The organism is Acidimicrobiales bacterium (assembly GCA_040219515.1).
Taxonomy (GTDB): domain Bacteria; phylum Actinomycetota; class Acidimicrobiia; order Acidimicrobiales; family Aldehydirespiratoraceae; genus JAJRXC01.
In genome coordinates, this window is record JAVJSI010000013.1 from 1 (window position 1) to 13,087 (window position 13,087).

12 protein-coding genes are annotated in these 13,087 nt (G+C 67.5%); 3 read left to right on the forward strand and 9 right to left on the reverse strand.

Annotated features, from left to right (window positions below):
* Window positions 1–142: 142 nt before the first annotated feature.
* From RIB98_12405 to RIB98_12435, 7 genes are read right to left on the reverse strand one after another with little or no spacing between them, the layout of a single operon-like run.
* Window positions 143–1,618: an NAD(P)/FAD-dependent oxidoreductase gene (locus RIB98_12405; protein ID MEQ8841772.1), complete on the reverse strand. Its 1,476-nt coding sequence runs from the start codon at window positions 1,616–1,618 to the stop codon at window positions 143–145.
* A gap of 13 nt (window positions 1,619–1,631) precedes the next feature.
* Window positions 1,632–2,438, reverse strand: coding sequence for a thioesterase family protein (locus RIB98_12410; GenBank protein MEQ8841773.1), 807 nt, complete (start codon window positions 2,436–2,438; stop codon window positions 1,632–1,634).
* A gap of 2 nt (window positions 2,439–2,440) precedes the next feature.
* Complete coding sequence (locus RIB98_12415) at window positions 2,441–3,268, reverse strand: alpha/beta hydrolase (GenBank protein ID MEQ8841774.1); 828 nt, start codon at window positions 3,266–3,268, stop codon at window positions 2,441–2,443.
* 10 nt (window positions 3,269–3,278) lie between these two features.
* Window positions 3,279–3,794 carry a carboxymuconolactone decarboxylase family protein gene (locus tag RIB98_12420; protein ID MEQ8841775.1) on the reverse strand — a complete coding sequence of 172 codons (516 nt, stop codon included), beginning with the start codon at window positions 3,792–3,794 and terminating at the stop codon, window positions 3,279–3,281.
* Window positions 3,795–3,803: 9 nt separating this feature from the next.
* Window positions 3,804–4,544, reverse strand: a complete 741-nt coding sequence (locus RIB98_12425) for a 50S ribosomal protein L11 methyltransferase (GenBank protein ID MEQ8841776.1) — start codon at window positions 4,542–4,544, stop codon at window positions 3,804–3,806.
* A gap of 38 nt (window positions 4,545–4,582) precedes the next feature.
* Window positions 4,583–5,029: a 2,4'-dihydroxyacetophenone dioxygenase family protein gene (locus RIB98_12430; protein ID MEQ8841777.1), complete on the reverse strand. Its 447-nt coding sequence runs from the start codon at window positions 5,027–5,029 to the stop codon at window positions 4,583–4,585.
* Between the two features lie 15 nt (window positions 5,030–5,044).
* A complete protein-coding gene (locus tag RIB98_12435; protein ID MEQ8841778.1) occupies window positions 5,045–5,902 on the reverse strand; it encodes a PAC2 family protein in 858 nt (285 codons plus the stop codon).
* A 78-nt stretch (window positions 5,903–5,980) separates the two neighbouring features.
* On the opposite strand from RIB98_12435, the gene RIB98_12440 reads away from it, so the two are divergent.
* On the forward strand, window positions 5,981–7,759 hold the full coding sequence (locus RIB98_12440) for an EAL domain-containing protein (GenBank protein ID MEQ8841779.1): 1,779 nt from the start codon (window positions 5,981–5,983) through the stop codon (window positions 7,757–7,759).
* On the opposite strand, the gene RIB98_12445 is transcribed toward RIB98_12440, so the two are convergent.
* Window positions 7,756–8,673: an amidohydrolase family protein gene (locus RIB98_12445; protein ID MEQ8841780.1), complete on the reverse strand. Its 918-nt coding sequence runs from the start codon at window positions 8,671–8,673 to the stop codon at window positions 7,756–7,758. The two genes, RIB98_12440 and RIB98_12445, sit on opposite strands and share 4 nt — an antisense overlap.
* A 31-nt stretch (window positions 8,674–8,704) precedes the next feature.
* On the opposite strand from RIB98_12445, the gene RIB98_12450 reads away from it, so the two are divergent.
* A complete protein-coding gene (locus RIB98_12450; protein ID MEQ8841781.1) occupies window positions 8,705–9,571 on the forward strand; it encodes an alpha/beta hydrolase in 867 nt (288 codons plus the stop codon).
* A gap of 82 nt (window positions 9,572–9,653) precedes the next feature.
* Here the strand turns inward: RIB98_12450 and RIB98_12455 are convergent, their stop codons facing one another.
* Complete coding sequence (locus tag RIB98_12455) at window positions 9,654–11,129, reverse strand: alkaline phosphatase family protein (protein ID MEQ8841782.1); 1,476 nt, start codon at window positions 11,127–11,129, stop codon at window positions 9,654–9,656.
* Window positions 11,130–11,363: 234 nt separating this feature from the next.
* Between RIB98_12455 and leuA the strand changes: the two genes are divergently transcribed.
* Window positions 11,364–13,079, forward strand: coding sequence for a 2-isopropylmalate synthase (gene leuA / locus RIB98_12460; protein MEQ8841783.1), 1,716 nt, complete (start codon window positions 11,364–11,366; stop codon window positions 13,077–13,079).
* The last annotated feature ends 8 nt before the right edge of the window (window positions 13,080–13,087 follow it).

Below are 13,087 nucleotides of genomic sequence, written 5' to 3' on the forward strand. Positions count from 1 at the left end.
CCTCAGAAGACGAACGAGCAGCCAGCTACGCCGGCTTCACCCACTTCTACAATCACCACAGATCACACGGCGCACTCAAATGGGCAACACCAGCCGGCACCCTCGCCACGATCATCAAGGACAACCTCCCCGAAGATCACATCTAGACGTCGCCGGCGGCGGTGATCTGCTCGTAGCGATCGAGACTGACCTGTCGGCACTTCCGCCGGTAGTCGATGGTCGAACCGGGCCAGTTGTTGACGACCTTGCCCGAGTCGTTCTTGTACCAGCTGCTGCAGGAGGTGACCCAGACCCGCTTCTTCATCCGCTCCTGGATACGCCGGTTGAAACGATCCTGTTCGTGGCGGTGGAGATCGATGGCGGCGATTCCCTCGTCCCGCATGCGTTCGAGCAGGCCGACGGTGTGGTGGATCTGCTGCTCGATCATGAAGATGATCGAGTTGTGGCCGAGGTTCGTGTTCGGCCCGTAGAGCATGAACAGGTTCGGGAAGTCGGCGACGGTGATGCCGAGATAGGCCTCGGCTCCCTGGGCCCATCGGCGACGGATCGAGATGCCGTCACGCCCGATGAAGTCGACCGGGGCGAGGAAGTTGTTGGTGTCGAACCCCGTGCCGAAGATGATGGTGTCGGCCGGTCGGTGCTCGCCGTCGTCGGTGATGACGCCGTCGGCGACGATCTCGCGGATGCCGGTGGTGACCACGTCGACCTGGGGTTCCTGCAAGGACGAGTACCACCCGTCGTGGCCGAGGATGCGAGTGCAGCCGATGGGGTACTCGGGGGTGAGACGCTCTCGCAGCTCGTCGTCGGGCACGGCTGATTCGAGGTACTTCACCGCTTCTTCGGTCGCCTTCCGGTTGGCGAACGACCCGGTGTTGAACACCTGGTTCACGAGGATCTCGAAGCGGAGATAGATCCCGAGTCGATGGAGGCGTCGCCAGCCCGGGATGCGGCGGAAGCGGCGGCGGGCAGCCGCACTGATCGGCGGGTTCCTGCGGGGCATCACCCAGTTCGCCGACCGCTGATAGAGGTCGAGATGGGCGACGGACGGCACGATCTCGGGCACGAATTGCACAGCCGAGGCGCCGGTGCCGATCACCGCCACCCGCCGTCCGGCCAGGTCGTGGTCGTGGTTCCACCGCGCCGAATGGAAGGTCGTGCCCGCGAAGGTGTCGAGCCCGGGAAGCGGCGGCACCGACGGCCGGTTGAGTTGACCGAGGCCGGAGATGACGATCGTGGCGCGGATCTCGTCGCCGTCGGTGGTGGTGAGCACCCACTCGGTGTGGTCGTGGTCCCATTCGGCGGCGGCGATCTCGGTGCCGAACCGGGCGACGTCGTCGAGCCCGTGTTTCGCCGCCGTCGCCTGGATGTGGGCGAGGATCTCCGGTTGGCCGGCGAAGGTCTCGCGCCAGTCGGGATTGGGTTCGAACGACAGCGTGTAGAGGTGGGCCGGGACGTCGCACGATGCCCCGGGGTAGGAGTTGTCGAGCCACGTGCCGCCGAAGGCGTGTGACTTCTCGACGATCTCGAAATTGTCGAAGCCGGCCTCGCGCAGCTTGATCGCCGTGCCGATGCCGGCGATGCCGGCCCCGATGATGACGATCCTCGGATCGGCGCTCACTTCGCGTCCCTGCTCATGAAGGCTCCTTGCGTCGCCGAGTGACCACAGACTGGCTGGCGATCGCCTGGAGTCGTCCATCGTCGCCCCAGATCCGGATCTGACCATGTCCGAAGCCGTGGCGGATGCCGGCGGCTTCGATCTCGAGCAGGTACCACTCCGTCGGGTGCACATCGAGCACGCGCAGCGTGTTGTCGAGGCTGTTGCTCGAGAGTGCTTCCCCCGAACTGATCGCGATACCCATCGGCACCCAGTCGCCGAGCACGGCAAGGGTGGTCGCCGACGGCTCGAACGCTTCGGGGGGCTTGGCCCACATGCAGACCCGACCCTCGCCGTGACCGGTCGGGCCATGGTGTGCCTCGCCGGGCGGCGCCATCGCCAACAGCTGGTCCATGTACTGGCCGAGGCTCTCCTCCTCGTAGTGCCGACCCCGGGGAAGGCACTCGGCGGGCGGGAGAACGCTCGGCATCTGCGGGAACTCCCGCTCGACATCGAGTTCGCGGCGGCCGAGCGCGGCCATGACCGCGATGACCTCGTTGTCGCCGACGTGGCCGATCACGCGTGCCTGGGAGGTGAACCGACTGCTCACCGACACGTGGATGTCCAGGTCCATCACCGAGCCGACGGGCGCGAACGACAGGTACTGCGCGGTTGCCCACACCACCGGACGACCGGTGGTCTGTTCGAGCGCCGCAGTGGCCGCACCGAGCGCGGCGCCGCCGAACAGGAACCTCGAGCCGACGCTGATCTTGGGCGTGATCGGCAGGATCCAGCGGGTCGGGTTGTGCGTGGGCTGCAGACCCAACCATTCGCGGGCGTCCATCCTCAGGCCTCGGCCAGCGCCGCGATGATCTCGGCCGCGGCGCGCGCCGGGTCCTCGAACGGGCCGAAGTGGCTGCGGTCGGGCCAGCTGACCAGGCGGCCGGCGGGCAACTCGGCGGCCACCAGCGGCGCGGCCAGTGCGGGCGGCGCGCCGTCACCCGAGCCGACGACGGTGACCGGCACCCCGATCTCGTGGAGTCGGGGGAACAACTCGAGGTCGGCTCCCTCGAAGGTGCGGGCCTCGTTCTCGCCGGTGGTCGTGAGTGTGACCCCGTCGGCGGTGGGGCGGAAGCCGTGGGTGATGTAGTCCCGCAGGACGACCGGGTCGACCGCGGCGAAGGGGCCGCGCCCCGTGTAGCGCTCGATGACCTCGTCGAGTGACGCGAAGTCCTGTCGCCGGCGCCGCGCCCCTTCGGCGAGCGGATTCGCCCCGCTGCCGGCGGTGGCCGACGGCGGGAAGATGATGGGCTCGAAGATCCACGCGGCGCGGACCGTGCCGGGCCGGCGGAGCTCGGTGGCCATCGCCGTGGCGCCGCCCATCGAGTGACCGCAGACCGCCAACGGCGCGTCCGCACCGAGATGGTCGAGCACGGCCAGCGCGTCGTCGACCATGCCTCGCCACGGCAGCGCCATGTCGGGGGTGATGCTGTCACCGTGGCCGCGGAGGTCGGGGGCCCAGACGCGGAAGTGGTCGTGGAGTCGGCGGGCGATCTGCGTGTAGGCCCGCCCGTGGAAGCCGGTGGCGTGCAGCAGCAACAGGGGCGGGCCGTCGCCGCCCAGGTCGTGCAGGGCGACCGACACCCCATCGGTCGATCGGATCAGCTCACCCATCGGCTGCGGCTCAATCGCCCTCGGGGAGGATGTAGTGGCCGTCGTCGTCGGCTGCGATGTCGAGCACGGTCATGAAACGACCGTTGCCGACGGTCATGGCGCACAGGGCGGTGAGCTCGATGACCTCGACGTCGGTGAAGTGATTGCGGATCTCCTGGATGAAGGCGTCGTCGATCGAGTGGTGGTCGGTGGCGAACCGGTCGGCGAACTCGCCGGCGAGGCGTTCGCGATCGGTGAGGCCCTCGATCTCGGGTGCCTGCCCGATCGAACAGGCGATGACGTCCTGGACGCCGTCCTCGTCGAGCCCCTGGGCGGCTGCCTTGGGCGAGCGGGTGTTGAGACAGACGGGGCAGCCGTTGGCCACCGCCACGCGCAGACGCGCGATCTCGCGCACTCGTGGAGGGAGCGAGGTCTTCTCGTAGACGGCCTGGGAGTAGGCCCCCATGCCGATCGCGACGTCGGGCTGCATCATCAGCAGCCGTTCGCGCTCGAGTCCTCTGCCGTCGGGAACATCGATCCGTGCCATCTGAGGAGCCTAGGAGCGGGTCAGCACCGCGGCCATCCAGCCATCCGATTCGATGTGGCGGTCCGTCGTTGCGCCGTAGGCGGCCGCACACCGGTCGAGCTGCGTCGGGCCGAGGATCCCTGCGACGATCAAGCGTGGGTGGGCGGGGTGCAGCTCACCGGCGATGTGCTCGTGGATGTCGATCGTCACGTTGACGACGACGAGGTCGTACGGGGTCCCGTCGCCGGGGTCGACGGAGCCGGATCTCACTGCGACCGAGTCGGCGACGCCGTTGCGGGCGACATTGGCGATCGTGGCGTCCACTGCGGCGGGATCGATGTCGACGGCGACGACCCCGGCACCGACGAGCGCGGCGGCGATCGAGAGCACCCCGGTGCCGCACCCGATGTCGAGCACCCGCTGGCCCTGGCGCACCTCGGTGCCGATGAGGTCGAGGGCCAGCCGCGTGCTCGGGTGCGACCCGCTCCCGAAGGCATGGCCGGGGTCGATCGCGATGCCGATGGAACCGGTCGGCGGATCGAGCCACGGTGGGTGCACCGCGAAACCTCCCGCGACCTCGATGGTGAGCAGGTCACGCGCGGCGTCGAGTCCGTGGGTGTCGTCGACGGTTTCGATCACGGCCTGCGGCGCCAGCCGGTCGCGGGCCGCGGCAGCCCGGGTTGCATCGGTGAACGCCGCCCGAAGCGCACCGTCGAGTTCCTCCACGCCGATCGCGCCGTGCTCCCAGAGTTGCGCCGACTGCGCATCCACACCGTCGCGATCGACGGTGACCGTGAACAGGAAGTGGCTCAGGTGAGCACGTTGGGCCGACCGAGACCCTGGGCTTCACAGAGCGCCATGTAGGCCGCGTAGATGCCGGCGGCGTCGGTGATCGACTCGACATTGCCGTCGGCGTCGAGGTTGAGGTTGGCGCCGTAGATCTGGAACCAGACATCGGTGAGCTCGGTGTTGTCGGCGGGCACGGTGAGCGTGTGCTCGGACCCGGCCGGCTCGAACAGAAACGACCCGGCTCGGTTCACATAGGGATACTCGGCGTACTTCCAGGCGCCGGTGAGCGTGTAGCCGAACACCTGGCCCGTGTGCTTGTGCTTCTGGACCACCGTTCCCGGTTCGAAACGATTACGCACGATCCACAGCCCGAGCTCGATGTCGGCCTGGACCAGCTTGATCTCGACACCGGCACCGGTGCCGACCCACGGGATGTCGTCTTCTCCGAGATGCACTGCTTCAGTCATGGACCGGAGCGTAGGTCAGCCGTCGTCGTGCTGGCGAAGGAAGCGTTCGAACTCGGCGGCCAGGTCGTCGGCGTTGGGCAGCGAGGATGCGGTCCGGGCGTCGTAGCGCTCTTCGAGATGACGGACGTAGCGAGAGATGTCGGCGTCGTCGGCCATGGCATCGTCGACCCGGGCCTCCCAGTCGCGGGCCTCCTGGTCGAGTCCGGCCCAGCCGGTGGGGAGACCGGTGACCCGCTCGAAGCGTTCGAGCAGCGCCCTCGAGGCCTTGGGATTGGGCGCGCCGGCCACGTAGTGCGGCACGCTGGCCCGCAGCGACACCGCCGGTACGCCGATGCGATCGAGGTGTTCGTGGAGGGCACCGACCACCCCGGTCGGCCCCTGGTACGACGGCCGATCGAGACGCATCAGCGCGGCTAGTTCGGCATCGGTGGTGGAGCCGGTGATGGCCGGCGGTCGCGTGTGCGGGGTTTCGGCGATCATCGCGCCGAGGGTGACGACCATCCTCACGTCGAACCGGCGCACGACCTCGACCACCGCATCGACGAATGTGCGCCACCGCAGATGCGGTTCGACACCCTCCATGAGGACGAGGTCACGATCGCGACCGTCGAGCGGCAGCGCGTAGATGTCGTTGTGGGGCCACTCGATCCGGCGGGCGCCCGATTCGTCGATGCGCACATACGGCCGGCGCTCGTTGAAGTCGAAGAACTCGTCGGCGTCGATGTGGCCGACCTTGGTCGCATCGACACCGCGCAGCGCCTCGATCGCCCCGGTGGCTGCCCCGCCCACGTCGAACAGCCCGTCCCAGGCCGTGACCAGGATGGGGGAGTGCAGTCCCCGCGTCGGTTCGTTCTCCCAGATCAGCTGGTCCACCCGACAAGTGTGCCTTCACGGCATCGCCGTGCCCACCCGTCGTACTCACGCCGAACGCAGAAATGCCGACTGAAGAGTGTGACCGCCGCGCCCGAGTTCGAGTTGGAGCCCCGTTGGGACCCTTCGCTCGTGGTTCGCGTCGTGTGGATTCGGACGATCTCCACGCTCTCGCTGGGCATCACCTGTGCGCTGCTCCCTGCCCTCGGTGACGATCGCTTCACGATCACCTTTCTGCTCCTGGGCCCGATTCCGATCGGGAGTGTCATCGTGTACCGACTCGTTCACCCCGACCGAATGCTCGCCGTGGCGACGGTGGTGGACATGGCGTGGTGCGTTGTCGTGGTATTGCTGCTGCCGAGCCTGTACGCGACGACGATGATCGTCGCGATGGCGATGCTCGCCTTCGTGGCCAATGAGGGGAAGCGCTACCTCAACATCTCCGCGGCCCTCGGTGCCGTCGGCTTCACGACCGCCGGGCTGTTGCACGATGTCGATCTCTGGGTCGTGATGATGGCGGTCTATCTCGTACTCCTGCCACTGATCAACTTTCTCGCTTCGGCCCAGGCCGAACGGGAGCGCCGATACAACGAGCGCATTCGCCACCGGGCCGAGCACGATTCGCTCACCGGCCTGCGGAATCGGGCCGGCCTCGCGACGTCCATGCTCCGGGGCAGGATCGACGCGGTCGTCGCGCTGGATCTTGACGGCTTCAAGGACATCAACGACACGCTCGGTCACAAGGCAGGTGATGAGCTTCTGGTCGCGCTGGCCTCTCGCATGAGTGATGTGGTCGGCGAGGTCGGCGTGCTCGCCCGCACCGGTGGCGACGAGTTCTCGGTTCTCGTCCACGGCACCGATGCGGACCTGCTGGCCGGCGAGCTGTTGCGGGCCTGCCGCCAACGATTCACCCTGGGCGACATCGATGTTTCGATCGGGGCGTCGATCGGTGTCGCGTTCGCCGAGCCGGGTATCGACTCCTCGGAGCTGATCCGCCGCGCTGATCTCGCGATGTACGAGGCGAAGCGCAGCCAGGTCGGCGTGCGTCGGTGGAACGACACGACGCGTTCGGCGTCACGTCAGCGGGTGAGTCTGTCGGGTGATGTCGAACGAGGCTTCGAGACGAACGAGTTCGAGCTGTTCTTCCAACCGATCGTGGAAACGCAATCCGGTCGCGTCGTGGATGTCGAGGGACTGCTGCGGTGGCGCCACCCGGTCCACGGACTGCTCGTGCCCGGTGACTTCCTCGAGCTCGTCGAGGGAATCGGTCTCCGTTCGACGATGGATCGGATGGTCTTCGATCAGGCCGCCTCGCTCGCTGCTCGGCTCCAGCCGATGAACATCGGGGTGTCGTTGAACGTGTCGGCGGGAAGCATCCTGCGCTCGTCGGTCCCCCAGGTGCTCGACGAGACGCTGCGCCGCTACGACGTCGTCCCGCAGCGGATCACGGTCGAGATGATCGAGGACGAGATGGCCGACGACCAATCGACCGCCAGAGCCGTGCTCGACGCACTGGGCGAACTCGGTGTGGGCATCGCGATCGACGACTTCGGCACGGGGCATTCGTCACTCTCCCGCCTGCGTCGACTTCCGGTGACCTCGCTCAAGATCGACCGCAGTTTCGTGTCGGGGATGCGCGAGTCCGAGGACGATCAGGCGATCGTGCGGGCCGTCAGCCACCTCGGTCGATCGCTCGACCTCATCGTGGTCGCCGAAGGCGTGGAGAACGAGTCCGTGCACGACCACATTCGCGAGGCCGATCTGCCGATCGATCGTCTCCAGGGCTACGGGATCGCCGTACCGATGCCGGCCGACGAGTTGCTCTCCTGGATCGAACCGCGTCGGATCAGCAGGGTCTAGTCCAGCCGGAGCACGCGTTGCGCGTTCGTGCGCAGGAAGGGCTCCCACACGTGCTCGCGGAAGGGCACGTCACGCATCTGCTCGAAGATCTTGTCGAGCGAGAGCCCCATGGGGAAGTAGCCGCCGTAGATGACCTTCTCGGCGCCGCGGGTGTTGGCGTAGTCGATGATCGCGCTCGGGTAGTGCTTCGGCGCGAACGCCGATGTGGAGTAGTGCAGGCCGGGCCACTTGAGCATGAGCTTCACCGCCAGGTCCTCCCACGGCTCGCAGCCGTGGCGGGTGACGAAGGTGAGCTCGGGGAAGTCGTACATCACGTTGTCGATCCGCCGGACGTGTTGGGCATCGGCGGGCACGCGCGGACCCGGAATGCCGGCACAACAGAAGATGGGAATGTCGAGTTCGACGCACAGGGCGTAGATCGGATACATCAACGGCGCGTCGATCGGCACCTGCGGGTTGCGTCCCGACGGGAACGCGGTGATGGCCTTGAGTCCCATCTCTGCGTGCATCCTGCGAATCTTTCGCAGCGCATCGACCCCCTCGTTCGGGTCGGCCTCATAGGCCGCGATGAACCGATCTGGGTGATCCTGCACGCACTGGTTGCCGTAGCCGTCACCCTCGGGTTTGCAGCCGACCATGGCGATCTCGACGCCGGCCCGGTCCATGAACGGCAGGAGGAGGTCGGCGCCCTGGGGTGGTTCCTCGAGCTCGCCGTCGGCGGTTCGGGCCTGATCGGAGAAGGGAACGTCCTTGAACATGTACTGGGCCGGGAAGTTCATGTTGGCCGACTCGGCGTCCTTGAGGGCCCGGTCGAGGAACTTGTAGCGGTCCTTGCCGGTGGTACCGGCGGTGGTACCCATCATCGTGTCGATTGCGGCGATGCCGTCAGGAAATGTGTTGGCCGTAGTACCCATGCCCGGACCCTAACGGTTACGTTCCTGGCCAATGGAACCGAGTCGTACGACCTTCACGAGCCGCGACGGGCTCACCCTGGTCGCCGACCGTCGAGCCCCTGAAGACGAGGGTGTCGACACCGGCCGGCACGTGATCTTCCTCCACGGCGGCGGCCAGACGCGACACTCGTGGGGCGGCACGGCGGCCGCAGTCGCCGAGCGCGGCTGGACCGCGTGGACCGTCGACGCCCGCGGTCACGGCGAGAGCGACTGGTCGCCGAGTGGCGACTATCGCCTGTCGATGTTCGCCGCCGACCTGGGCCGGGTCATCGACGAGATCGGTGGTCGGCCGGCGCTGGTCGGTGCGTCACTGGGCGGACTGACATCGCTGCTGCTCCTCGGCCGTGACGCTACGGGAGCCGCGAGCGGGCTCGTGCTCGTCGACATCGTGCCCCGGATGGAGCAAAAGGGTGCCGACCGGATCTCGGACTTCATGACGGCCAACGCCCGCACCGGCTTCGCCACGCTCGAGGAGGCCGCCGACGCCGTCGCGGCCTACAACCACCATCGAGAACGACCGCCGTCGGTCGAGGGGCTGCGCAAGAACCTGCGCGAGCGGGACGGCCGCTGGTACTGGCACTGGGACCCTGCCTTCATCATGCCGACGGCCGAGAGGGGCCCGTCGGAGATCACCGACCCGGTGCTGCTGACCGAGTGTTCGATGGCGATCGACGAGCCGATCCTGCTGGTGAGGGGCCGGATGAGCGACGTCGTCAGTGCCGAGGGCGCCGCCGAGTTCGTGGCCGAGGTGCCCAACGCCGAGTTCGCCGACGTGAGCGACGCCGGCCACATGGTCGCCGGCGACCGCAACGACGCCTTCACCTCCGAGGTCGTCAGCTTCCTCAACCGCCTCCCCTGAGTTGGGACGCCGGGGTCAGACCCCCGTCCCATCTCCACCGTTTGCCCGAACTGCAACGGGGGTCTGACCCCGGATGCAACGGTCAGCGGAGGTAGACGTATTGGGCGTCGACCATCAGATGGTCGACGCCGGCGTCACGAAGGGGAACCGACAGGTCGACGGGTTCACCCTCGGCGGTGGTCTGCATGCCGTGGTCGGCGCACATGACGATGGCGGTGCGGTCGAGCACCCCGCGGCGGTCGATCTCGTCGATGATCTCACCCATCCGGGCATCGGTGTCGCGGATGGCGGCGCGGCCGATCTCGCTGTGGGGGCCGCCGTAGTGGCCGATCGAGTCGGTGAGATTCAACGTGAACCACGAGAAGCGGGGGAGCCCACCCAGGTCGCCCGACCAGCAATGGCGGGCGTCGGCCACACTGTGGGCGTCGTAGACGCTATAGCTGCGAAACTCGGGAATGCCCATGAACTCGGTGCTGCGGTGGCGGCGACGATCGTCGTCGGTGAGCGGCCCCTGCGGCTCCCGGTTGGTCATCTGGAGGTAGCTGGACCAGTCGGCGCCGCGGTCGCCGTACTCGTAGGTGGCCACCGAGATCGCGTCGGGTTCGTTGCGATGCAACGCCTCGTGGATCGTCTCGATGTCGTCGCGCAGATGATCACGAGCCGTGATCATCTGGCCGAACTCCAGCAGGTCGACGAGCTGGTCGCGGCCGCGGTCGTACCAGGTGTTGTGCAGGATCCCCGAGCGCCCGGGAAACACACCCGTGGCGGCGGCCGAATGGTTGGCCAGCGTGGCGGTGGGGAGGCTCGCGTAGGCACCGTGGCGAAACGACGTGCCCCGCTCGATCAGCTCGGCGATACGGGGCGCCGCACCCGACGCCGCGGCCGCGTGCAGCGCCTGCGGGTTGCAGCCGTCCCAGAGGAAGAGCACCACATGATCGGGACGGGTGTCGGGGTCGAGGACGGCGGTGCACTCGTCGCCGTCCTGCACGGCGACGCGCACCCCCGAGCGAGGTCGGCCGAGCCCGTCGACCCCTTCGATCGGCGCACAATCGAGGAGGGCCGCGAGGGTCGGGGCGATGTCGACCGTGCGGAGATGGTCGTCGACGATGCCACGCGCGGCCACGCCGGGGCCGGCGGCGATGAAGGGCGCGCGGGCCTGGGTGGTGGCGAGCGACCCGTGCTCGCCCACGTTGCCGTGGAACCGGTGGGTCGGGGCGTGGAGCACGACCAGGTCGGGCGCGTGGGGTGAGTCGAAGTACTGCGCAACGCTGGCCATGGCGTGGGGAGTCGGATGCTCGCCGAGGAGGGCCCACGGATCATCGGTCTCTTCGTCGATGGCGGTGCGCTGATCGGTGCGCTGGTCGGCCAACGAATGAGCTCCCGACTCGGCCAGGATCTCGATCGTTCCCTCGCCGGTACGGGTGAAGTCGACGGCACCGCGCGCCGACGCGGCCCGGTAGCCGTCGGCCGTTCGGCGCAGCACGGTGTCGACTTCCTGGTCGAGGGCTGCGTCGGTGAGCACCGACTCTGCGAGGTCGCGGGTCGCCGGGTTCGTCATGCCCGAACGCTAATGCAGGTTGACATGCCGGCCGATGGCTCTGCTGTCGAAGGTGATAAGCTGAACAACGTGAAGACCGGACGCGACACCCAACCGAACCTGCTTCTTCTCATGTAGGCGAGTGCCCCATAGGCGCTCGCCCAACCCCTCGTGCCCTCGGGCCGGGGGGTTTCGTGTTTTTCCGGCCCGCATGTTTTTAGAATCGAACCGACCAACCCCGTCACGGAGAATCCCATGACCACCCAGGCAGACAACAAGATGCCGTTCGAGAAGTACCGGCCCTATCCCGCCGTCGAGCTTCCCGATCGGACCTGGCCGGGCCGGCGCATCGACGCTGCGCCCATCTGGTGTTCGGTCGACCTCCGCGACGGCAACCAGGCCCTGGTCGATCCGATGGACTCGACCCGCAAGCGCCGCCTGTGGGACCAACTCGTGCACATGGGCTTCAAGCAGATCGAGGTCGGGTTCCCGGCCGCATCGCAGACCGACTTCGACTTCGTGCGAGAACTGATCGACGACGGGTTGATCCCCGACGACGTCACCATCCAGGTGCTCACCCAGGCCCGCAAGGACCTGATCGACCGCACCTTCGAGGCGATCGAGGGCGCGCCGAGCGCGATCGTCCATCTCTACAACTCCACCTCGGCAACCCAGCGACGTGTGGTGTTCGGTCTCGACCGGCAGGGCATCATCGACATCGCGGTCAACGGCGCCAAGATCTGCATGGAGGGCCTCGAGCGTTCGAGCAACCCCGAGTCGATCAGCTGGGAGTACTCGCCCGAGAGCTACACCGGCACCGAACCCGACTTCGCGATCGAGGTGTGCGAGGCCGTGATGGACGTGTTCGGGCCCACGGCCGAGAAACCCCTGATCCTCAACCTGCCGGCCACCGTCGAGATGTCGACGCCGAACCTCTACGCCGATCTGATCGAGCGCTTCGATCGCGACATCAAGGACCGCGACACCGTGCAGCTCTCGCTGCATCCCCACAACGACCGGGGCACCGCGGTCGCCGCCGCCGAGATGGGCCTCATGGCAGGCGCCGATCGCGTCGAGGGCACGCTGTTCGGCAACGGTGAGCGCACCGGCAATGTCGACCTCGTCACCATCGGGCTCAACCTGTTCACCCAGGGCGTCGACCCCAAGCTCGACATGAGCGACATCGACGAGATGCGGCGGGTCTACGAGTTCGCCAACCGGATGACCATCGACCCGCGCCACCCCTACGTGGGTGATCTCGTCTACACCGCGTTCTCCGGCAGCCACCAGGACGCGATCAAGAAGGGCATGGCCCACATCTACGACGCCCAGCCGGGCGAGGAGCTCGTGGGCGACTACGACTCGTGGGACGTGCCCTACCTGCCGATCGATCCCCGTCATCTCGGGCGCAGCTACGAGGCCGTGATCCGGGTCAACAGCCAGTCCGGCAAGGGTGGCGTGTCCTACGTGCTCCTGCACGAGTACGGGATGGATCTGCCGCGTGGACTCCAGGTCGACTTCTCCCGGAAGATCCAGAAGGTGACCGAGGAGTCGGGCACCGAGATCACGTCCTACGAGATCCATCGCCGATTCATGTCCGAGTACGTCGAACCCGAGACGCGTACGGTCGAGATCGTCGGTCACCGGGCCACGAGCGACACCATCGACAGTGGGCTCACGACGCTCGAAGCGAAGATGATCATCGACGGCGAGGAGCGGATGATCACCGGCGAGGGCAACGGCCCGATCGACGCCTTCGTCCGCGGACTCACCGAGGCGGGTCTGTTCGAGGGCAAGATCGAGGACTACACCGAGCACACGATGGGCGCCGGTTCCGATGCGACGGCGGCGGCCTACGTCGCGGTGGACACCGGAGCGCGAGAGGTGGTCTGGGGTGTGGGCCTTCACGAGTCGATCGTGTCGGCCTCGCTGCGGGCGATCGTGTCAGCCGTCAACCGCGTGCGGGCCTGAGCTCGCCG

What these genes read in the sequence shown, in the direction of transcription:
- RIB98_12410 (MEQ8841773.1), bottom strand. Translation starts at nt 2,438, where the DNA reads ATGGACGCCCGCGAATGGTTGGGTCTGCAGCCCACGCACAACCCGACC.
- RIB98_12415 (MEQ8841774.1), bottom strand. Translation starts at nt 3,268, where the DNA reads ATGGGTGAGCTGATCCGATCGACCGATGGGGTGTCGGTCGCCCTGCAC.
- RIB98_12420 (MEQ8841775.1), bottom strand. Translation starts at nt 3,794, where the DNA reads ATGGCACGGATCGATGTTCCCGACGGCAGAGGACTCGAGCGCGAACGG.
- RIB98_12430 (MEQ8841777.1), bottom strand. Translation starts at nt 5,029, where the DNA reads ATGACTGAAGCAGTGCATCTCGGAGAAGACGACATCCCGTGGGTCGGC.
- RIB98_12445 (MEQ8841780.1), bottom strand. Translation starts at nt 8,673, where the DNA reads ATGGGTACTACGGCCAACACATTTCCTGACGGCATCGCCGCAATCGAC.
- RIB98_12450 (MEQ8841781.1), top strand. Translation starts at nt 8,705, where the DNA reads ATGGAACCGAGTCGTACGACCTTCACGAGCCGCGACGGGCTCACCCTG.
- RIB98_12455 (MEQ8841782.1), bottom strand. Translation starts at nt 11,129, where the DNA reads ATGACGAACCCGGCGACCCGCGACCTCGCAGAGTCGGTGCTCACCGAC.
- leuA (MEQ8841783.1), top strand. Translation starts at nt 11,364, where the DNA reads ATGACCACCCAGGCAGACAACAAGATGCCGTTCGAGAAGTACCGGCCC.